We start from the raw sequence: 21,066 nt of genomic DNA on the forward strand, positions 1-21,066 counted from the left end.
CGACATTCCACGACTTTCTGGAGATACCTTCAATGCAACGCTTCATTGCCCTGCTGTTGTTCTGTCTGAGCATGTCCATGCTCAATGTCGCGCACGCCGAAACCACCTGGTGGCAGGCCGACTGGAAGTACCGCAAGCCGATCACCGTGGATGCCAGCCCGAACGGCGCTGCGCTGGGTGGCAATCTTGGTCGCACGCCCGTGCTGATCCGCCTGCATACCGGCAACTTCGCCTTCGACGGCGTTGCGCCCGAGGGCAAGGACCTGCGCTTCATTGGCGCCGATGGCCACACCGTGCTCAATCACCAGGTCGAGCAGTACGACGCGGATCTCGGCATGGCGCTGATCTGGGTCGACGTGCCGACGATCAGCGGTACCGCCGCGCAGACGCTGTGGATGTACTACGGCAACCCGGGCGCCCCGGCTGCGGGCAATGGCCAGCGCGTGTTCGATCCGGACTACAGCGCGGTCTATCACTTTGCTGATAGCAGCGCCGAGGCGCGTGATACCACCGCATACGTGAATACATTGAGTGGCGAGTTCAAGCCGGCAGATGGCGCCATCATCGGTCGCGGCGCGCAACTTGGTGGCGCGCCGCTGCACTTGCCGGGTGCGCCATCGCTGGCCATCGCCGCTGGCGGTGCAATGACCTTCTCTGCGTGGATCAAACCGGACCAGCTTGGCCCGGACCAGGCCATCTATGCGCGTCGCGAAGGTGGCAATGTGTTGCTGGTGGGTGTGGACAACGGCGTGCCGTACGTGCGGGTGAACCAGCAGCGCAGCCAGCCGGTGCCGGCACTGGTGAACGGTCAATGGGCGCACATCGCAATGACCGCCGCCGACGGCGTGGTGACCCTGTACGTAGGTGGCCGCGAGGCCGTGCGGATGGACGCGGCCCTGCCCGCATTGGCCGGTGAAGCACTGCTCGGTGGCGACGCCGTCGCTGCTGACGCGGTCGGCGATGCCGCTGCTATTTCGGCCGCGCAGCCGTTCGCTGGCGTGGTCGATGAAGTGCGCGTGTCCAAGCTCGCCCGCCCGGCAACAGCCTTGCTGGCTGATGCCACTGCGCAGGGCGCAGAGTCGCGGTTGATCGCATTTGGTGAAGACGAGCAGTCGGCAGGCGTGAGCCACTTCGGCTTCATTCTCAAGGCGATGCCGGTCGACGCCTGGGTGGTGGTGATCGTGCTCGGCCTGATGCTGCTGTTGTCGTGGGCGATCATGATCGCCAAGAGCCGTTACTTCGGCACTGTTGCCAAGGCCAACGAGCGCTTCACCTCGCAGTACAAGAAGGTCACCGGCGCGCCGGTTGCTTCGCTGCTGGAACTGGAACGCACCGGCACGCTTGCACCGGAGATCCGCGAAAGCTCCACGTTGTGGCGCCTGTACCGCATTGCCATGGATGAAATGGACGGCCGCGGCTCGCATCATCATGGCTTGACCGCCGCCGCGATCACCTCCATCCGCGCATCGATGGACGCCGAAGTGACGCGTGAGACCGAGCGCATGTCCAAGCGCATGAACTGGCTCTCGACCACGATCGAAGGTGCGCCCTATATCGGCCTGTTCGGCACCGTCATCGGCATCATGCTGGTGTTCGCGGTGGCTGCCATGGCGGGTGCGGTTGACATCAACTCGGTCGCGCCGGGCATGGCTGCGGCACTGCTGTGTACCGCAGCCGGCCTTGGCGTCGCCATTCCCGCCCTGTTTGGCTACAACTGGCTTGCCTCACGCGCTGAAGCCATTGCCGCCGACATGTCGGTGTTCGTCGATGAGTTCACCGCACGCCTGGCCGAAGAGTTCGACCGCAGCACGCCGGCGACCGCGGCACGTCCGGTCCAGGCCTGAGGAGAACATCATGGCCAGGGCAAAGCGGTTCGGCATCAAGAAACGCGAGAAGGGCATCAACGTCACCCCGTTCGTCGATGTATTGCTGGTGGTGCTGGTGATCTTCATCCTCACCAGCAACGCCACCATTCCAGGCATTGAGGTCAACCTGCCGAAGGCCAGCTCCAGCATGGCGCTGGAGAAGCCCAAGACCAAGGCGATCACGGTCGACAACGCCGGGCAGATCTTCCTGGATGCCTATCCGGTGAGCCTGGCCGAGCTGGAGGACCGCCTGCGTACCGAGAAGGCACTGAGCCCGGACTTTCCGGTGATCGTGCGTGGCGACGCACAGGTGCAGTACGCACGCGTAGTCGAGGTGCTGGACCTGCTGCGCAAGATCGAGCTGACCCAGGTCGGCCTGGTCACCGGCAAAGTGCAGGGGTGAGGGCGTGACTTCCCTCCACTCCCACAGTGATGGCGCGGCACCGGCGTGGCGACGCTGGTGGCCGCTGCTGGCGGTGATCGGCGGCATTGGCGTGCTGGCGCTGCTGGTCTGGTTGTTGCTGTTCAAGAACACCGCCAGCACCCGCCGCCCGGTGGCCGATGTGCCAATGGTGATGCTGCCACCGCCACCTCTACCGCCACCGGAGCCCGAGCCGGAACCGCAGGACACGCCGGAAGAGGTGATGCCCGAACCGGAACCGCTGGATGAGGTGCCCAAGCCCAGCGAGGAAGCGCCAACTCCTGACACCGCCGACCCGGTGACGATGGACGCTGATGCGCAGGCGGGCAGTGACAGCTTCGGCATCCAGTCCGGCAGCGGCGGTGGCCGCAGCGGTACGGGCGCCGGTGGCGCCGGCAATGCCAGCTACGGCCGCTACCTCGGCTATGTGCTGCAACAAGCCGTCGCAAGTGACGACAAAGTGCGGCGACTGGCGTTCCAGCTGATGGTCAACGTGTGGCTGGACGAAAGCGGGCAGGTGACGCGCGTCGAGCTGGCCCGTGGCAGCGGCAATGGCGAGGCCGATGAAGCAGTGCTGCAGGCGATCCGCGCGATCGGCCGTATCGACGAGCGGCCACCGGCATCGCTGAGCTTCCCTGCGCGGGTACTGGTGCAGGGGCGCCGACCGGCCGGATGAGCATCCCGATCTCTTTTTTTCCCGATTCTTCCTTTCTGCGAGCAAGCCGATGACCTGTTCTACCTTACGTTCCGCGCTGCGCGGGTTGCGCACTACCACCCTCGCCGCCGGCGTCGCGCTGGTGCTTGCCAGCGGCGCTGCGCACGCCCAGGCCGGTGCCGGCGACAGCACCATGATCAAGTTGATCCGTGGCTTGATGGATAGCGGTGCGCTCAAGCCCGAGGTTGGCGCAGCCCTGTTGCTGGAAGCGCAGCGTGAAGCCGCACCGGCAGCTGCCACTGCCACCGCGGTGGTGGCGCAACCCGGCGATGTCCGCGTGCCCTATATCCCGCAGAGCGTGCGCGATGAAATCCGCGAAGAGGTCAAGGCCAGCGTGATGGCCGAAGCCAAGGACCAACGCTGGGCCGCACCCGACCAGGTGCCGGAGTGGACGCAGCGTTTGAAGGTGCAGGGCGATGTGCGTGTACGCAACGAAAGCCGCCTGTATTCCCAGCGCAACAGCGACATCGAGGTGGATTGGGCGCGCATCAATGCCGGCAATGGCTATGACGTCAACGGTAATACCAACCTGGATCTGCCAGCGCTGCGCAACAGCCGCCAGGACCGCAACAACTCCTGGCGCATCCGCGCGCGTCTTGGTGTGGTAGCCGAGCTGGGCGCGCACACCCGTGCCGGTGTGCGTCTGGCGACCGGCAACGACAATGGCCCGGTATCCACTACCCAGACACTCGGTGGCGGCCTGGGCAAGAAGGACGTGTGGTTGGACCAGGCGTGGTTGTCATGGTCGCCGCTGGCGGGACTGGACATCCAGGGCGGCCGTTTCGGCAATCCGTACTGGTCCACCGATACATTGTTTTCCAATGACCTCAACTTCGACGGTATGGCGATCAAGTACGCGCATCCCATCGGAGGCGACGGCCTCTCTCTGTTCGCAACGCTGGGTTTGACGCCGCTGGAGTATTCCTCCGACAGCTTCCCCAGCACCAGCCAGAACAAGATGAAGAGCGAGAACAAATGGCTCAATGGCCTGCAGGTGGGCGCGGACTGGCAGTTCGGTGACGCGCAGAAACTGCGCGCCGCAGTGGGTTACTACGACTTCCGCAACATCGCCGGTGAGTACTCGCAGCCCTGCGCGTTGTATGCAGGTGCCGATTACTGCAGCAGCGACTGGACGCGTCCGGCGTTCATGCAGAAGGGCAATACGCTGATGCTGCTGCGTAACATCGCGGTCAACCCGCTGGATCCGGCCAATACGCCGATGCCGCAATACGTGGGACTGGCCTCGGAGTTCGAACTGCTCGACCTCAATCTTGCATGGGAAACCCCCTTGTTCGACGGCATGGGTCTGCGCGTCGAGGGCCACGCCATCAAGAACCTTGCCTATGATCCCAAGCAAATGTGGAAGCGCGCACAAGGCGGCATCGTCACCAACCTTGCTGCGCCGGTGAATGGCGTGGCGGGCCCGCAGGACATCCGTAGCGGTGACATGGCCTATATGGCGCAGGCAACGTTTGGTCAGTTGGCACTCAAGCAGGCCGGCGATTGGAACCTGGCCCTGGGCTACAAGCGGCTGGAGGCGGATTCATTGCCCGATGCCTACAACGACTCCAACTTCCATCTCGGCGGCACCAATGCGAAGGGCTACTACCTGGGCGGCTCCTACATGTTCGACAGGAACGTGTGGCTGACCGGGCGCTGGATGGCAGCCAAGGAAGTGACTGGCGCACCGCTGTCGATCGATGTCTTCCAACTGGAAGTGAACGCAGGCTTCTGACCGGCGTCCGCACGCTCTCAATCGAGGAGGCAGCTTCTGCTGCCCCGACATCACAACTGGAAGGACCTGCTAAATGACGACCGATACCGTACTCGACCAAGACACGACACCGGCTGCAGATGCTCCGGCGGTGCAAGTTGAAAGTGATGCTGGCAGCACGCCTCCCGCTTGGCCGATGCTTTACCGCAACCCGGTGGTGCTGTCCTCGCAGGCACATGGCCATTGGCGGTTGCGCGCTGGCGATGCCGCGTTTGCCGCTGGCAGCCATTCCGTGCCGCTGATGATCGGCGAGTTTGCCGCTGCCTCGCGGGCCTACCCGATGGTGTTCGCCGGTCCGGACCACCTGCCGGTGGCCGTGCTTGGCCTGGAAGCGGAGCAGAACCGCTTCGTCATTGCCGACCTATGGCGGCCGCAGACCTATGTGCCTGCTTACCTGCGGCGCTATCCGTTCGTGTTCGCCCGTACCAGTAATCCCGATGGCTATGTACTAGCCATCGATGCCGATGCGGACATGCTGGTGCAGGATGGCGAGGAAGGTCAGCCGTTGTTCGAAGGTGACCAGCCGGCGGCGATCACCCGCCAGGCCATGCAGTTCTGCGAAACCTTCACCCGTGAAGACGCCGCCACCCGCGCGTTCAGTGCGGCGCTGGCCGATGCGGGCGTGCTGGTACCGCGGCAGGCCGATGTAGCCCACGCGGATGGCCGAAGGCACAGCCTGCAGGGCTTCCATGTGGTCGATCCGGCGCGCCTTGCGGCCTTGCCGGACGCCACCGTGTTGCAGTGGCATCGGCAGGGCTGGCTGGCCCCGGTGCACTTCCACCTGGCCTCGTTGGCGCGGTTCGCCGACTTGACCACCGACTGATCCTGTTCACGCGTGGCGCCGGGCAGGTGCCGTCGCAGTCCTTGCCGATTGCAGGCGGCAAGGTTGACGGTGACTGCCCGGTGACCACGCCCTTGGTGTGGATGCGCGGTTTTGCAGAAATGCCTGCAAGCGTCTTTGCACGGGTGCTGGCGGCGGCACCTCCGTCGCATCCAGTTGTGATCCGGGTGTCTGAAAGGGGTTAGCTGCACAGCACGCAATGGTCGCCAAGCCAAGGGCGAATGGCGGTACTGCGTCCAAGCCTTCGGCTCGAAGGCGACGACATCCAGGGTTGTCAGCGGATTTGACCCGCCCGCGTCACAGGTGCAAGCTCGGGTACAGCGCTGCGCAACTCAGGAGTCCCGATCATGACTGCTGTAGGTTCGATGAGTACCCCGGGCGACAAGCTGCCGCCCTCACGTTTGTGGCGTGTGTTCTGGCTGCAGGGGGTGATTCCCAGCAACCTGTTATGGGCCGCCGCGCTTTGGGCGCTGGCACAGGGCAAGACCAGCTTGCTACTCGGCCTGTTCGCCGTCTTGCTGCTCTACACCGGCTGGATCATTCCCACGGTGTGGCGGGCCGCACCCAGTGCACATACCCCTGGCTATGGCATGGCCGCACGCGGCCTGACCGTGGCATGGGGCGTGAATACCGTGCTGGTGATCTTCTTCCTGTTGCTGCAGCTTGCGACCTGAGCGGGTTGCAAGCTGGCAACGCTGCGTGCTGGTTGAGCTGCGCCCTAATAGAACTGCACAGGTGCGCCATCGCGGTCAAACGCGGCGAAGCGGCTGATCTGGCCGTCGTTGACCGCATTGACCATCAAACGTAGTGGCTGTGCGGCTTCATCACTGGAGGGAGCAATGCCGGCGCGGCCGTCCAGCGAGGCGACGAATACCAGGTCCCAGGCCAGGCCGGTATTTGCGGATTCGGCGGCCAGTGCAGCGAACGAGGCGATTTCCTGCGGGGCTTTGTCCACGCACAGCACCGGACTCAGGGTGCCGCCTTCACCGCTGTCATGGCGCGCATGTTGATCGGCGGTTGGTGATTCGGGGAGGTCGGCTTTGACGAACACGAACAACAGGCGTTGTGGCTCGGTCTGCTCCAGCGCGGCACGCAGTAGATCGTCGAAATCACTCAGCATCATGATTGTTTTCACAAGGAGGAAGCCATTGAGAAGCCATGCTGCCACAGCTGACCAAGGTCTGGCTGGGGTCTGAATTGATTTAAGTCATGCCATCGTCGCAATGCCCCGCGTAGGCTGGCAGCCTGTCAACAAAGGCGAGGGCATCCCGGCATGCCGGGCGAGCGTGCAAACGTGGAGTCAGAAGGTGAAACAGCCATGAGCCAACTCACCGACGGCTTCGGTCGCAGCTTTCCATACCTGCGTCTGTCGCTGACCGAGGCCTGCAACTTCCGTTGCAGCTACTGCCTGCCCGACGGTTATCAAGCCGATGGTCGGCCGCAGTTCATGGCGGTGGATGAAATCGAGCGCCTGGTGCGCGGTTTTGCCGCACTGGGCATGCACAAGATCCGCCTGACCGGCGGCGAACCCAGCCTGCGCAAGGACCTGCCGCAGATCATCGCTACCGTGGCGCAGGTGCCGGGTATCCGCAAAGTGGCCATCACCACCAATGGCTGCCTGCTGCCGCGGCATCTGCCCGGCTGGCACCGCGCCGGGCTGACTGCGCTCAATGTCAGCATGGACAGCCTGCAACGTGATCGCTTCCACGCAATCACCGGCCACGATCGGCTGCCCGAGATCATGGAAGGCATCGCTCTCGCCCAGGAGCTGGGCCTGCAATCGATCAAACTCAACGCGGTGCTGCTGCGCGGCCTCAACGATGACGAGCTGCCGGCGTGGATGGAGTTCCTGCGCGAGCGCCCAATCAGCGTGCGCTTCATCGAGCTGATGCGCACCGGTGACAACCGCGAGTACTACGAGCGCCATCATCTGCGCGCCGACGTGGTGATCGAACAACTGTTGGCTGCCGGTTGGAGTGAGCGCAAGCGCGCCGCCGATGCCGGCCCGGCACGTGAGTTCAGCCACCCCGAGCATCGCGGCAGCATTGGCATCATCGCCCCGTATTCAAAGGATTTCTGCAAAGGCTGCAATCGCCTGCGGGTTACTGCGCGCGGCGATCTGCGCCTGTGCCTGTTCGGCGACTTCGGCGTGGCGCTGCGCCCGCTGCTGCAGTCCGACGCGGACCAGGATGCGCTGCTGGCGCGCATCACCACCCAGCTTGGGCTCAAGGCGGCCGGGCATGGACTGCACTTCGGCCAGACCGGGCTTACCCCGCACCTGGCCTCGATTGGAGGATGAAACAAGCAATGAGTGGGCAGATAAGTGCGGCATTCCATATGGCCGATGTACGCGACAAACGCATCACCCGCCGTCGCGCGGTGGCGGTGGGTGAACTGATCGCCGGGCCTGTTGCCTATCCATTGATCGTCGAGCGCCGCCTGCCCAAGGGTGATGCGCTGGTGATGGCTGAGATTGCCGGTCTGCAAGGCGCAAAGATGGCCTCGGCATTGATGCCGATGTGTCATCCGCTGCCGTTGGAGCTGGTGCGCGTGTACTGCGCGCCGGTGCCGGAACGGCAGGCGATCCGGGTCTGGTGCGAGTGCGCCAGCGAAGCGCGTACCGGTGTGGAGATGGAGGCACTGGCCGGCGTCAATGCGGCCTTGCTGACCTTGTACGACCTGAGCAAGCCGGTCGAGCCGGCGCTGGAAATCAGTGCCATCCGCCTGCTGTTCAAGGAAGGCGGCAAGAGCGGGGTGTGGACACACCCGCAAGGCATGGATGCCGGCGAGCTTGAACGTTTCCGGCCGCGCCCGCCCAAGACCCTGGGGGCCGCGCGCTGTGCGGTGATCACCCTCAGCGACCGCGCCAGCCGTGGCGATTACGTCGACGAGTCCGGGCCGGTGCTGGTCAAGGGCCTACAGGCCTTGGGCGGTGACGTGGTCAGCAATGAAGTATTGGCAGACGGCATCGAACCCCTTGTCGCGCGGCTGCGTGCGCTGTCTGCCGATGGCGTGCGTCTGTGCCTGTGCACTGGCGGCACTGGCTTGGGCCCACGTGATCTGACACCCGAGGCCTTGCAAGCATTGGGCGGACGCCCGGTGCCGGGGATGGCGCAGATGCTGCGCGGGCTCAGTGCCCAGCACACACCGATGGCCTGGCTGAGCCGCGCAGAAGTCGTGCAGCTGGACGATCTGCTGGTCATCGCCCTGCCTGGCAGCCCGCGCGCCGCCGCACAGTGCATGAACATCCTCACCCCCGTGCTCGGCCATGCGCTGGCAATGATGGATGGGGGCGCACACGCATGATCAGTTATGCGCAGGCCCTGCAGCAGTTGCTGGCAGCCGCACCGGCAGCACGCAGCGAACAGGTTTCCATCGATGCTGCCGCCGAGCGGATACTGGCCGCACCGGTAAACAGCGCGCAGGACCTGCCGCCGTTCGACAACGCTGCGATGGACGGCTTCGCGCTTTGCGCGAACGGGCAACCGGTGGCAGCGGGCCGCGTGCTGCAGGTGCAGGGTTGGCAGGCCGCAGGCGATACCGCCGCTGCAGGTGGCGATTCCGCGCAGGCCTGGGAAATCATGACCGGCGCGCGCATGCCGTCGGGTCTGGACAGCGTGGTGCCTATTGAACAGGTCGAGGTGCTGGAGGCCGTGGATGGCCGTCCCACTCGCGTGCGCCTGCAGGCGCTGGTGAAGCCAGGACAACACGTCCGCCTGCGCGGTCAGGACGTGGAGCAGGGCGAAACCGTGCTGGCTGCGGGGGCGCCGCTGGACGTCAATGCGATGACCTTGCTGCATGCGCTCGGCGTAGCCACGGTGCAGGTACAGCAACAGCCAAAGCTTGCGGTGATCAGTACCGGCAAGGAACTGATCAGCGATGCGACTGCGGAACTGCAGTCCGGGCAGATCCGCGACAGCAACCGCCCGTTCCTGGTCAGCCGCCTGCGTGCAGCAGGTGCTGATGTGGTCTGGAACGGTGTGGTCAGCGATGACGTGGCCGCGTTTGATGCCGCTCTGGATGCGGCCTTGGCTGCCGGCGCCCGCGTGGTGTTGAGCACCGGCGCAGTGTCGCAGGGACGCTATGATTTCATTCCCGATGCGCTGCGTGCACGCGGTGCCGAGATTCTGTTCCATAAGGTCGCCATCCGTCCGGGCAAGCCGCTGCTGTTCGCGCGCCTTGCCGATGGCACGCTGTACTTCGGCTTGCCGGGTAACCCCATTTCTGCCGCAGTTGGCCTGCGTTTCTTTGTCGAGCCGGTGTTGCGAAAGATGCTGGGTCTGGCCGAAGAGGTCGTTCTGCAGTTGCCACTGCAGGCTGACGTGCGCAAGCCACCGGGCCTGCGTTTCCATGCGCGCGCACGCGTGCAGGCGGATGCAAGTGGGCAGCTGAGAGTGAGTGTGCTGGCCGGGCAGGAATCATTCCGCCTCAAGACCATGCTGCGCGCCAATGCGTGGGTGGTGCTGGAAGGCGAGGGTGACCTGGCCACCGCCGGCAGTCTGGTACGTGTACAGGGCTGGGGCCACCGCGAGCCGGTGCAGCTCAGTCCGCAGGAGATGTCATGAAAGAGATAGTGGTGCAGCTGTTTGGTGCGTTCTCCGAGCTGGACCCGCAGCGCGAGATCAGCGTGCCGGTCGAAGGCGGGCAGGTCATCGACCTGCGCAGGGCGCTGCGCGCATTGCTGCAGCAGCGCTACCCGCAGTTCCGTGCCGGCCTGGTCGATTACTCGGCATTCGCCGACGAACAACGCGTATTGCGCGACAACGATGTGCTGCCCGGCGACGGGCGGGTGGCGATCCTGCCACCGGTAAGTGGAGGCTGAGATGAGCTTCGAAAGTGTATGGAAAGTGGTGGACCGTGCCGATGCGCCGATTGATCCGAGCGAAGGTATTGCCGCCGTGTCCGATCCGGGCTTCGGTGGTATCGACGTCTTCATCGGCAAGGTACGTGATCTGAACCAGGGCCGGCCGGTGCTGGGCATTACCTACGACCTGTTCGAGCCGTTGGTCATCAACGAGTTCCAGCGCCAGATTGCTGAGATCACCGCTGACTTCGGCCCGCGTATCAAGTTGTACGTGGCGCATGCCAAGGGTCGTCTGGCGGTAGGTGATGTCGCCGTGGTGGTCGCCGCTGGCAGCCCACACCGTGATGAGGCCTTCCGCGCCTGCCGGCAGTTGATCGAGGGGGTGAAGCACCGTTCGCCGATCTGGAAGCAGGAGCATTACCAGGATGGCGACAGCGAGTGGAGCGAGGGCTGCAGCCTGTGCCAACCCGACACCGAGCATGCGCACATCGACGGACATGTCCACGACCACTCACATTGAGCCGGCACCGGTCGCCGGCATCGTGCTGGCCGGCGGGCTGTCCAGCCGCATGGGCCAGGACAAGGCGCTGCTGCGCTGGCGTGGGCGCACGCTGCTCGAACACAGTTGTGCGCTGCTGAGTACGCTTGGTGCCCATCCGGTAAAGGTGAGCGGCGACTATCCCGGCTTCGATTCGGTGCCCGATGCGGTACCGCGCTGCGGCCCGCTGGGCGGCCTGCACAGCGTGGTGGAAACCCTGGATGACGGACCGGCATGGGTAGTACCGGTGGATATGCCCTTGCTGGATGTGACATTGCTGCGACAGCTGGCTGGGGCGGGAGCCGCGTCGTGTGCAACTTTTTGCGGGGAACCGGTGCCGATGTACTTGAACATCGACGGCACATGTCGCAGTCTGCTGTATGAAATGGTCACGGGTACAGACGGGCCACGCTCGCTACGGATGTTCCAACGCCGCCTCGGTGGCCTGGAGTTGCCGCTGCCAGCCGGTGCCGAAGCCCGCCTTGTGAACTGCAATACCCCCAGCCAATGGGAGGAAGTTGCGTCATGAAAGTCCAGATCCAGTCGCAGTCGCTACGGCTGCGCATTGATGAAAGCGAGCTGGCACGCCTGCTCGCTGGCGAGGTGCTGGAGAACCAGACCTGGCTTGGCACGCCCGGAGCCCTGTCGCAGCGCTTGCAGCTGCACGACATGGCGGAGGCGCTGCTGGATGGCGATGCAAACACGTTGATGATCAAGCTGCCGCGCGAAGACGTGCTGGCGCTGCAGGCGCGTCTGCCATGCCGTGACGGCTTGAGCTTCACCCTGCAAGCGCAGGCGCAACCATTGCAGCTTCAGTTCGATGTGGATGTACGTGACAGCGTGCGTCAACGCGGCGTGCAGCGCCGCAATCCGGCCGACGCCGTAAGCATCAGTTGATATTTGTCAGGTAGTCGGCGCGAGAGCGCCGTTGGATTGATCAAGATCAAGACTGCCCCAGGGGGCGCCGGGCCTAATGACGCCGTGGCGACTGGGCAAGCAACAGCACAGCAAGCCAGCGCCGTATCAAACAGCCTTGGAGCGATGCATGAGTGCCAGTCGCGATGTAGCAAAGCAGAGCAGTTCCGGTCCCGGTCGCGTCATCAACGATTGGAGGCCGGAGGATCCTGATTACTGGGAACGCACCGGCAAGAAGGTCGCCACCCGCAATCTGGTCATATCGATACCGTCACTGCTGCTGGCGTTCTCGGTTTGGGTGTTGTTCTCGGCGGTGACCATCAGCCTGCCCAAGATCGGCTTCGCCTTCACCACCGATCAGCTGTTCTGGCTGGTGGCCCTGCCCAGCCTGTCCGGCGCCACGCTGCGCATCTTCTATTCCTTCGTCATCCCGATCTTCGGCGGCCGCCGCTGGACCGCGTTGTCGACCGCATCGCTGCTGCTGCCGACCTTGTGGCTGGGCTTTGCGGTGCAGAACCCGGCCACGCCGTATTGGGTGTTCGTGCTGATTGCCATCCTCTGTGGCTTCGGCGGCGCCAACTTCTCCTCGTCGATGTCCAACATCTCCTTCTTCTATCCCAAGCAACGCCAGGGCATGGCGCTGGGTTTGAATGCGGGTCTGGGCAACGTCGGCGTATCGGTATCGCAGGCCGTCGTTCCGTTGGTGATCAGCGTTGGCGTGTTTGGCGCCATGGGTGGAGCGCCGCAAGCGGTCGTGGATGGCGGTTCGCCGCTGTTCGTGCAGAACGCAGGCTTCATCTGGGTGCCGTTCATTGCGTTCTTCGCGATTGCCGCCTGGTTCGGCATGAATGACCTGACCAGCGCCCGCTCCTCGTTCTCCGAGCAGGCGGTGATTTTCCGCCGCAAGCACAATTGGTTGATGTGCTGGTTGTATATCGGCACCTTCGGTTCATACATCGGCTTTTCCGCTGGTTTCCCGATGTTGGTGAAGAGCCAGTTCCCGGACGTGAATCCTCTGGCCTATGCCTTCATCGGCCCGCTGCTTGGCGCACTGATGCGCTCGGTGGGCGGCAGCATGGCGGATCGCTGGGGCGGCGCACGCCTGACCTTCTGGGTATTTGCGCTGATGATCGCGGCGGTATTCGGTGTGCTGCACTTCCTGCCCAGCAATGGCCAAGGCGGCAACTTCTACGGTTTCCTGCTGTCGTTCATGGCCTTGTTCGTGCTCAGCGGCATCGGCAACGGCACCACCTTCCGGATGATCCCGGTGATCTTCCGCACCCTGCACGATCGCCTGTCGGCCAATGAAGGTGCCGAAGGCAAGAAGGCCGCTGCCCATCAGGCCAGCATCGAATCCGCCGCCGTTGTCGGCTTCTCCGGCGCCATCGGTGCCTATGGCGGCTTCTTCATCCCCAAGAGCTACGGCTCGTCCATCACCTTGACCGGCAGCCCGGACATGGCGCTGTACGGCTTCATTGCGTTCTACATCACCTGCCTGGTCGTGACCTGGTGGTGGTACTACCGGCGCGGGGCTGAAACCCCCTGCTGAGTAACACACGCACCGCAGCCAGATTCCACACATAGCCACGATGCAGCAGTTTGCGAACGGAGATTCACCATGAGCTATTTCCTTGATCGCTTGCAGTTCTTCAAGCGGGATCCACAACCCTTTGCCGATGGCCACGGGTTCAGCAAGAGCGAAGGGCGGGACTGGGAAAACAGTTATCGCGCCCGCTGGCAGTACGACAAGATCGTACGTTCCACCCACGGCGTGAACTGCACCGGCTCCTGCAGCTGGAAGATCTACGTCAAGAACGGCCTGGTCACCTGGGAAACCCAGCAGACCGACTACCCGCGCACCCGCCCGGACCTGCCCAATCACGAACCACGCGGCTGCCCGCGTGGCGCCAGCTATTCCTGGTACCTGTACAGCGCCAACCGGCTCAAGTACCCGTTGATCCGCGGCACCTTGCTGCGCATGTGGCGGCAGGCGCGCAAGACCATGTCACCGGTCGAGGCCTGGGGCAGCATCGTGCAGGACCCGGCCAAGTCGCGTGAGTACAAGCGTCGCCGCGGCATGGGCGGTTTCGTGCGCCTGAACTGGGACGAGGCCAACGAGATCATCGCCGCCTCCAACCTCTACACCACCAAGGAATATGGCCCGGACCGCATTGTCGGTTTCTCGCCGATCCCGGCGATGTCGATGGTGTCCTACGCCGCCGGTGCGCGCTATCTGTCGCTGCTCGGTGGTGCCTGTCTGTCCTTCTACGATTGGTACTGCGATCTGCCGCCGGCCTCGCCGCAGGTATGGGGCGAGCAGACCGACGTGCCGGAATCGGCCGACTGGTACAACAGCCGCTACATCATCGCCTGGGGCTCGAACGTGCCGCAGACGCGCACGCCCGACGCGCACTTCTTCACCGAGGCGCGTTACAACGGCACCAAGACGGTGTCGATTTGCCCCGACTACTCCGAGCTGGCCAAGCTCACCGACCATTGGCTGCATCCCAAGCAGGGCACCGACGCCGCATTGGCATTTGCCTTCGGCCACGTAATCCTGCGCGAGTTCCACGTCGACACGCCCTCGCAATACTTCCAGGACTACTGCCGCCAGTACTCGGACATGCCGATGCTGGTGCGCATCGAGCGCCGCGCCGATGGTCGCCTGGTGCCGGGCCACTTCCTGCGCGCCAGCGAGCTGGGCGGTCTGGGCGAGAGCAACAACCCCGAGTGGAAGACGCTGGCGTTCGACGAGAACAGCGGCGACATCACCGTGCCGAATGGCTCGGTCGGCTTCCGCTGGGGCGAGAAGGGCAAGTGGAACATCGAAGAAAAGGCCAGCGATGGCCATGACACCCGCCTGCGCCTGAGCCTTGCCGACATCCACGACGGCATCGAGGCGGTGAGCTTCCCGTACTTCGGTGGCATCGAGAGCGACGGCTGGACCGCCGCACCGGCCGAAGAAGTGCTGGAGCGCAATATCCCGCTGCGTCGCCTGCCGCTGGCCGATGGCGGCGAAGCGCTGGTTGCCACGGTCTATGACCTGCTGCTGGCGCAGTACGGCGTGGATCGCGGCTTCGGCGGTGCCAATGTCGCCAAGAGTTTCGATGACAACGTGCCGGGCACACCCGCCTGGCAGGAGCGGATCACCGGTGTGTCACGCGCCGAGGTGATCGAGATCGCCCGTGAGTTCGCCCGCACCGCCGACAAGACCCATGGTCGCAGCATGATCATCGTCGGCGCCGGCATGAACCACTGGTTCCACAACGACATGAACTACCGTGGCCTGATCAACATGCTGGTCATGTGCGGTTGCGTCGGTCAGACCGGTGGTGGCTGGGCACATTACGTGGGCCAGGAAAAGCTGCGCCCGCAGACCGGCTGGCAGCCGCTGGCCTTCGGCCTGGACTGGAGCCGTCCGCCGCGCCAAATGAACGGCACCTCGTTCTTCTACTTCAATACCGGGCAGTGGCGTTACGAGAAGCTGCAGGTCGACGAACTGCTTTCACCGCTGGCCGATGCCTCCAAGTACAGCGGCAGTCTGGCCGACCTCAACCTGCGCGCGGTGCGCATGGGCTGGCTGCCGAGCGCGCCGCAGCTGGACCGCAATCCGCTGCAGCTGGTGCGCGAGGCCGAGCAGGCCGGTATCGCGCCGGCCGACTACGCGCTGTCCAAGTTCAAGGATGGCTCGCTGGACTTCGCCTTCGCCGACCCGGATGCCGCGCAGAACCACCCGCGCATGATGTTCATCTGGCGCTCCAACCTGCTCGGCTCCTCCGGCAAGGGCCACGAGTACATGCTGCGGCATCTGCTCGGCACGCGTCACGGCCTGCAGGGCAAGGACCTGGGCGAGATGGGCGCGGTCAAGCCCGAGGACGTGAAGTGGCATGACGAAGCCCCGGAAGGCAAGCTCGACCTGCTGGTGACGCTGGACTTCCGCATGTGCACCACCGCGCTGTACTCGGATATCGTGCTGCCGACCGCCACCTGGTACGAGAAGGACGACCTCAATACCTCGGACATGCATCCCTTCATCCACCCGCTGTCCAAGGCGGTGGACCCGGCCTGGGAATCGCGCAGCGACTGGGACATCTTCAAGGGCGTTGCACGCACGCTCAGCGAGATGGCACCGGGCGTGCTTGGTGTCGAGAAGGATCTGGTGCTGGTGCCAACCCTGCACGACACGCCCAACGAACTGGGCATGCCGTTCGGCGTCGCCGACTGGAAGAAGGGCCAGTGCGAAGCCATCCCCGGCAAGACCATGCCGAGCATGGCGGTGGTCGAGCGCGACTACCCCAATCTCTACCGCAAGTTCACCTCGTTGGGCCCGCTGCTGGACAAGCTCGGCAACGGCGGCAAGGGCATGAGCTGGGATACCAAGCACGAGGTGGAATTCCTCGGCAAGCTCAACCACACCGTGCTGGAGGAAGGCATCAGCAAGGGCCGCCCGTCCATCGACACGGCGATCGATGCCTGCGAAGTGGTGCTGCACCTGGCACCCGAAACCAATGGCCATGTCGCGGTCAAGGCCTGGGAATCGCTGGGTACCTTCACCGGTCGCGAGCACACCCATCTGGCGCTGGGCAAGGAACACGAGGCGATCCGCTTCCGTGACATCCAGGCGCAGCCGCGCAAGATCATTTCCTCGCCGATCTGGTCCGGATTGGAAGACGACAACGTTAGCTACAACGCTGGCTACACCAACGTGCACGAGTTGATCCCGTGGCGCACGATCACTGGTCGCCAGCAGTTCTACCAGGACCACGAGTGGATGATCGACTTCGGTGAGGCCTTCATGAGTTACCGGCCACCGGTCAATACACGCACGGTGGAACCGCTGCTCAACAAGCGCCAGAACGGCAACAAGGAGATCGTGCTGAACTGGATCACCCCGCACCAGAAGTGGGGCATCCACAGCACCTACAGCGACAATCTGATCATGCAGACCCTGTCGCGTGGCGGCCCCATCGTCTGGTTGAGCGAGGACGACGCGCGCAATGCCGGCATCGAGGACAACGACTGGATCGAGCTGTTCAACGTCAACGGTGCGATCGCCGCGCGTGCGGTAGTCAGCCAGCGGGTGATGCCGGGCATGGCGATGATGTACCACGCCCAGGAACGCATCATCAACGTGCCGGGTTCGGAGATCTCCGGCACCCGCGGCGGCATCCACAACTCGGTGACCCGCATCGTGCTCAAGCCTACCCACATGATCGGCGGCTACGCGCAGCTGGCCTGGGGCTTCAACTACTACGGTACCTGCGGTACCAACCGCGATGAGTTCGTGATCGTGCGCAAGATGGACAAGATCGATTGGCTGGATGACGAGCAATCAAACTCGAATGCCTCGGGCGCTGCACGGGAGGTGGTGTGATGAAAGTACGTGCCCAGATTGCGATGGTCTTGAACCTGGACAAGTGCATCGGCTGCCACACCTGCTCGATCACCTGCAAGAACGTGTGGACCTCACGTGAAGGCGTGGAGTACGCCTGGTTCAACAACGTCGAAACCAAGCCCGGCATCGGCTACCCCAAGGAATGGGAAAATCAGGAAAAGTGGAACGGCGGCTGGGTGCGCAACAGCGCCGGCAAGCTGGTGCCGCGCGCCGGTGGCCGCTGGCGGATGCTGGCCAAGATCTTCTCCAACCCCGACCTGCCGCAGATCGACGACTACTACGAGCCGTTCGACTTCGATTATCAGCACCTGCACGACGCGCCCGAGCTGAAGCATCAGCCGACCGCGCGCCCGCGCTCGCTGCTGACCGGCCAGCGCATGGAGAAGATCGAGTGGGGCCCGAACTGGGAGGAAATCCTCGGTACCGAGTTCTCCAAGCGATCGCGCGATTACAACTTCGACAAGGTGCAGAAGGAGATCTACGGCGCCTTCGAAAAGACCTTCATGATGTACCTGCCGCGCCTGTGCGAGCACTGCCTCAACCCGGCCTGTGTCTCGGCCTGTCCCTCCGGTGCGATCTACAAGCGCGAGGAAGACGGCATCGTGCTGATCGACCAAGACAAGTGCCGTGGCTGGCGCATGTGCGTATCGGCCTGCCCGTACAAGAAGATCTATTACAACTGGAAGAGCGGCAAGTCCGAGAAGTGCATCTTCTGCTACCCGCGCATCGAGATGGGCGAGCCCACCGTGTGTTCGGAAACCTGCGTGGGTCGCATCCGCTACCTCGGGGTGATGCTGTACGACGCCGACCGTATTGCTGAGGCTGCATCGGTGGCGGCGGAGAAGGACCTGTACCAATCGCACCTGGACATCTTCCTGGACCCGTTCGACCCGGCGGTGATAGCCGCCGCACGTGCCGAAGGCATCCCCGACAGCTGGCTGGAATCGGCCAAGCAGTCGCCGGTCTACAAGCTGGCCATCGACTGGAAGCTGGCGCTGCCGCTACACCCGGAATACCGCACCCTGCCGATGGTCTGGTACGTGCCGCCGTTGTCGCCGATTCAATCGGCGGCCGAGCGTGGCCACGTTGGCATGAGCGGTGAACTGCCGGATATCGCCTCGCTGCGCATCCCGGTGCGTTACCTGGCCAATCTGCTGACGGCTGGTGATGAAGCGCCGGTTATCCGCGCCTTGGAACGGTTGATGGCGATGCGCGCCTGGCGCCGTGGCAAGAATGTGGACGGCGTGGAAGACATGCGCGTGCTCGAACAGGTTGGTTTGACCCCGGCGCAGGTGGAAGAGATGTACCGCTACCTGGCCATTGCCAACTACGAGGACCGCTTCGTCATTCCGAGTGCGCACCGTGAGTACGCCAACGATGCCTTCGGCGAACGCGGCGGTTGCGGCTTCACCTTTGGCAATGGTTGCAACGGCGACAGCCCGGCCGACCTGTTCACCCAGCGCAAGAGCACCACCTTTGCGGTGCATCCCAATCGCCAGCACCGGCACGAGGTGACGAAATGAGTGTGCTCAAGCTGATTGGTGTCTTGCTGGATTACCCACGTGACGAGCTTTGGCAGCATGGCGAGGAGCTGCTCGAGGCCTGCGACGATCCGGCGCTGTCGACGGCCCGTCGCGGGCAGTTGCAGGCCTTCGTCCGTGACCTGCTTGCTACCGACCCGCTGGACGCGCAGGACCGCTGGCTGGCCACTTTCGACCGTGGCCGCTCGATGAGCCTGTTGGTGTTCGAACACATCCACGGCGAATCACGTGACCGCGGCCAGGCCATGGTCGACCTGATCGATGCCTATCGCAAGAACGGTTTCGAGCTGGATGCGCGCGAGTTGCCCGATTACCTGCCGCTGCTGCTGGAATACCTGTCGCACCGGCCGCAGGCCGAAGCCAAGGACTGGCTGCACCACATCGGCCACATCGCCGGCATGCTCGCCGCGCGTGCCGCCGAACGGCAGCTGCCGCACGCGGTGCTGCTGGAGATCCTGGTCGAGGCGGGCGAGGGCAAGGTCAACTTGGCCGTGCTGCGTCAGCGCGCAAGCGAAGAAGTGCGCGACGACACCGTCGAAGCCATGGACCGCCTGTGGGAAGAGGAAGCAGTGCGCTTTGGCGCCGATGCACCTTCGCAGGAGTGTGATCCACCCCATCGTTCACCGGCACGCGCGCAGCCGCGGGAGATCCAGCCATGAATTACCTCAATCAGTTCGCCTTCCAGTTCTATCCCTACATCGCGGTGGCGGTGCTGTTGATCGGCAGCTGGGCGCGCTATGACAAGGCCATGTACAGCTGGCGTACCGGCTCCACCCAGTTGCTGTCCGACCGCGGCATGCGCTTTGGCAGCAACTGCTTCCACATCGGCATCATCGCCATCCTCGGCGGCCACTTCGTCGGCCTGCTGACCCCGCATGCGCTGTACGAGCCCTTCATCACTTCCTCGCAGAAGCAGTTGCTGGCGATGGTGGTGGGTGGCTTCTTCGGTGCGCTGTGCTTCGTCGGTATCACCATCCTGCTGGTGCGGCGACTGACCAATGCGCGGGTACGCGCGATCGGCAGCTTCGGTGACACGCTGGTGCTGGTGCTGCTGTTCGCCCAGCTCTGCCTTGGCCTGTACAGCATCAAGGTCTCGGCCGGGCATCTGGATGGCGGCGTGATGGTGATGCTGGCCGAGTGGGCACAGCACATCGTCACCTTCCGTGCCGGTGCGGCGGATTATGTCGAAGGCGTGCATTGGGTGTACAAGGCACACATCTTCCTCGGCCTGACGCTGGTGCTGATCGCACCGTTCACCCGCCTGGTGCATGTGTGGAGCGTGCCGATCAGCTACCTGTGGCGGCCATATCAAGTGGTGCGTCGCCGCCAGGCCACGCTGCGCTACGGTCCGCGGGAGTAAGTCATGGGCAGCCTGCCACGCATTCTCCCGATCACCGTCATCGACTCGCAGACACCGGTGCCGGCCGAGGCCGGCCACCATCATGAGCAGGACGCAGGCACCCGCGGACTCGGCCAACCGGCGCCGTGCAGCCTGTACGTGCAGGACACCGCGATCAGCGAGGCCGATATCGCCCGCGAGATGCAATACCACCGGGCGATGCGCCCGGAGCAGTCACGTGCCGATGCGGCACGTGCGCTGGTGGTACGCGAGCTGCTGCGGCTTGAGGCCGAGCGGCTTGGCCTGGCCGACGCCACTGGCGTTGGCCAGGAGACCGGCGAGGAAGCACGCATCCAGCAACTGATCGAACAGACGCTGGAAGACCGCGTGCCCAGCGAGGACGACTGCCAGCGCTACTTCGCGCAGAACCCCGAGCGCTTCCGCTCACCGGACCGCATCCGTGTACGCCACATCCTGCTGGCGGCACCGGCCGACGATATCGCCGGCCGGCTGAAAGCCCGCACCCAGGCCGAAAAGCTGATCGCCGAGCTGTTGGAGCAGCCACATCTGTTCGCCGATCTGGCTGCGCGCCACTCGCAATGCCCGTCCAGCAGTGAAGGCGGCGATCTTGGCTGGCTGCAACGCGGCCAGACCACGCCCGAGTTCGATCGTCAGGTATTCCGCCTGCGGCAGGGCTTGGCGGGTTTTCCGGTGGAATCGCGCTGGGGCTACCACGTGGTCAACATCGATGTACTGGAAGCCGGCGTAGCACTCAGCTACGAACAGGTGCAGCCACAGATCAGCGATTACCTGGAGCTGCAGGTGCGCCAGCGCGACGTGCAGCAATTCCTGCTCGAGCTGCGCGAACGCTACCCGGTACGCGGGCTGGAAGACATCGAAGCACAGGCTGAGTAAGAC

At 64.1% G+C, this 21,066-nt stretch carries 20 protein-coding genes; 19 read left to right on the forward strand and 1 reads right to left on the reverse strand.

Annotation, left to right across the window (positions count from 1 at the left end; translation table 11 throughout):
• The first annotated feature begins 32 nt into the window (after nucleotides 1–32).
• The 6 genes from ACVOLR_RS03800 (at nucleotide 33) to ACVOLR_RS03825 (ending at nucleotide 6,290) form a co-directional block, all read left to right on the forward strand.
• Nucleotides 33–1,844 (forward strand): DUF2341 domain-containing protein, encoded by a 1,812-nt coding sequence (locus tag ACVOLR_RS03800; RefSeq protein ID WP_481535260.1) that lies wholly within the window; start codon nucleotides 33–35, stop codon nucleotides 1,842–1,844.
• Nucleotides 1,845–1,854: 10 nt separating this feature from the next.
• Nucleotides 1,855–2,268 (forward strand): ExbD/TolR family protein, encoded by a 414-nt coding sequence (locus tag ACVOLR_RS03805; protein WP_296248885.1) that lies wholly within the window; start codon nucleotides 1,855–1,857, stop codon nucleotides 2,266–2,268.
• A gap of 4 nt (nucleotides 2,269–2,272) precedes the next feature.
• Nucleotides 2,273–2,962, forward strand: a complete 690-nt coding sequence (locus ACVOLR_RS03810; protein WP_481535261.1) for an energy transducer TonB family protein — start codon at nucleotides 2,273–2,275, stop codon at nucleotides 2,960–2,962.
• Nucleotides 2,963–3,011: 49 nt separating this feature from the next.
• On the forward strand, nucleotides 3,012–4,736 hold the full coding sequence (locus ACVOLR_RS03815; protein WP_481535262.1) for a putative porin: 1,725 nt from the start codon (nucleotides 3,012–3,014) through the stop codon (nucleotides 4,734–4,736).
• Nucleotides 4,737–4,809: 73 nt separating this feature from the next.
• Nucleotides 4,810–5,598: a SapC family protein gene (locus ACVOLR_RS03820; protein WP_481535263.1), complete on the forward strand. Its 789-nt coding sequence runs from the start codon at nucleotides 4,810–4,812 to the stop codon at nucleotides 5,596–5,598.
• 365 nt (nucleotides 5,599–5,963) lie between these two features.
• The gene (locus tag ACVOLR_RS03825; RefSeq protein WP_481535264.1) at nucleotides 5,964–6,290 is read left to right on the forward strand and encodes a hypothetical protein; all 327 of its coding nucleotides are present in this window, start codon (nucleotides 5,964–5,966) and stop codon (nucleotides 6,288–6,290) included.
• A 44-nt stretch (nucleotides 6,291–6,334) separates the two neighbouring features.
• Here the strand turns inward: ACVOLR_RS03825 and ACVOLR_RS03830 are convergent, their stop codons facing one another.
• Nucleotides 6,335–6,739 (reverse strand): ribonucleotide reductase subunit alpha, encoded by a 405-nt coding sequence (locus ACVOLR_RS03830; protein WP_481535265.1) that lies wholly within the window; start codon nucleotides 6,737–6,739, stop codon nucleotides 6,335–6,337.
• A gap of 195 nt (nucleotides 6,740–6,934) precedes the next feature.
• On the opposite strand from ACVOLR_RS03830, the gene moaA reads away from it, so the two are divergent.
• The 13 genes from moaA to ACVOLR_RS03895 all read left to right on the forward strand — a co-directional run bounded on the left by moaA (nucleotide 6,935) and on the right by ACVOLR_RS03895 (nucleotide 21,063).
• On the forward strand, nucleotides 6,935–7,915 hold the full coding sequence (gene moaA / locus ACVOLR_RS03835; RefSeq protein ID WP_481535266.1) for a GTP 3',8-cyclase MoaA: 981 nt from the start codon (nucleotides 6,935–6,937) through the stop codon (nucleotides 7,913–7,915).
• 8 nt (nucleotides 7,916–7,923) lie between these two features.
• Nucleotides 7,924–8,922 (forward strand): bifunctional molybdenum cofactor biosynthesis protein MoaC/MoaB, encoded by a 999-nt coding sequence (gene moaCB / locus ACVOLR_RS03840; protein WP_481535267.1) that lies wholly within the window; start codon nucleotides 7,924–7,926, stop codon nucleotides 8,920–8,922.
• Entirely contained in the window at nucleotides 8,919–10,181 is a 1,263-nt protein-coding gene (locus ACVOLR_RS03845) for a molybdopterin molybdotransferase MoeA (protein ID WP_481535268.1), read from the forward strand. The genes moaCB and ACVOLR_RS03845 overlap by 4 nt, the downstream gene beginning before the upstream one ends.
• Nucleotides 10,178–10,438: a MoaD/ThiS family protein gene (locus tag ACVOLR_RS03850; protein ID WP_313171153.1), complete on the forward strand. Its 261-nt coding sequence runs from the start codon at nucleotides 10,178–10,180 to the stop codon at nucleotides 10,436–10,438. Before ACVOLR_RS03845 ends, ACVOLR_RS03850 begins: the two co-directional genes overlap by 4 nt.
• Before the next feature lies 1 nt (nucleotide 10,439).
• Nucleotides 10,440–10,940, forward strand: a complete 501-nt coding sequence (locus ACVOLR_RS03855; protein WP_481535269.1) for a molybdenum cofactor biosynthesis protein MoaE — start codon at nucleotides 10,440–10,442, stop codon at nucleotides 10,938–10,940.
• The gene (mobA, locus tag ACVOLR_RS03860) at nucleotides 10,918–11,487 is read left to right on the forward strand and encodes a molybdenum cofactor guanylyltransferase (protein WP_481535270.1); all 570 of its coding nucleotides are present in this window, start codon (nucleotides 10,918–10,920) and stop codon (nucleotides 11,485–11,487) included. Before ACVOLR_RS03855 ends, mobA begins: the two co-directional genes overlap by 23 nt.
• A complete protein-coding gene (locus ACVOLR_RS03865) occupies nucleotides 11,484–11,855 on the forward strand; it encodes a DUF7009 family protein (RefSeq protein WP_481535271.1) in 372 nt (123 codons plus the stop codon). The genes mobA and ACVOLR_RS03865 overlap by 4 nt, the downstream gene beginning before the upstream one ends.
• Nucleotides 11,856–12,003: 148 nt before the next feature.
• Entirely contained in the window at nucleotides 12,004–13,422 is a 1,419-nt protein-coding gene (locus ACVOLR_RS03870) for a NarK family nitrate/nitrite MFS transporter (protein WP_481515070.1), read from the forward strand.
• Between the two features lie 69 nt (nucleotides 13,423–13,491).
• On the forward strand, nucleotides 13,492–17,247 hold the full coding sequence (locus ACVOLR_RS03875; protein ID WP_481535272.1) for a nitrate reductase subunit alpha: 3,756 nt from the start codon (nucleotides 13,492–13,494) through the stop codon (nucleotides 17,245–17,247).
• Nucleotides 17,247–18,791, forward strand: coding sequence for a nitrate reductase subunit beta (narH, locus tag ACVOLR_RS03880; RefSeq protein ID WP_481535273.1), 1,545 nt, complete (start codon nucleotides 17,247–17,249; stop codon nucleotides 18,789–18,791). Before ACVOLR_RS03875 ends, narH begins: the two co-directional genes overlap by 1 nt.
• Complete coding sequence (gene narJ, locus ACVOLR_RS03885) at nucleotides 18,788–19,468, forward strand: nitrate reductase molybdenum cofactor assembly chaperone (protein ID WP_481535274.1); 681 nt, start codon at nucleotides 18,788–18,790, stop codon at nucleotides 19,466–19,468. The genes narH and narJ overlap by 4 nt, the downstream gene beginning before the upstream one ends.
• Nucleotides 19,465–20,169, forward strand: coding sequence for a respiratory nitrate reductase subunit gamma (narI, locus tag ACVOLR_RS03890; RefSeq protein ID WP_004146540.1), 705 nt, complete (start codon nucleotides 19,465–19,467; stop codon nucleotides 20,167–20,169). The genes narJ and narI overlap by 4 nt, the downstream gene beginning before the upstream one ends.
• Nucleotides 20,170–20,172: 3 nt before the next feature.
• Nucleotides 20,173–21,063, forward strand: coding sequence for a peptidylprolyl isomerase (locus ACVOLR_RS03895; RefSeq protein WP_481535275.1), 891 nt, complete (start codon nucleotides 20,173–20,175; stop codon nucleotides 21,061–21,063).
• Nucleotides 21,064–21,066 lie beyond the last annotated feature (3 nt).

Source organism: Stenotrophomonas sp. STEN030, from assembly GCF_056759995.1.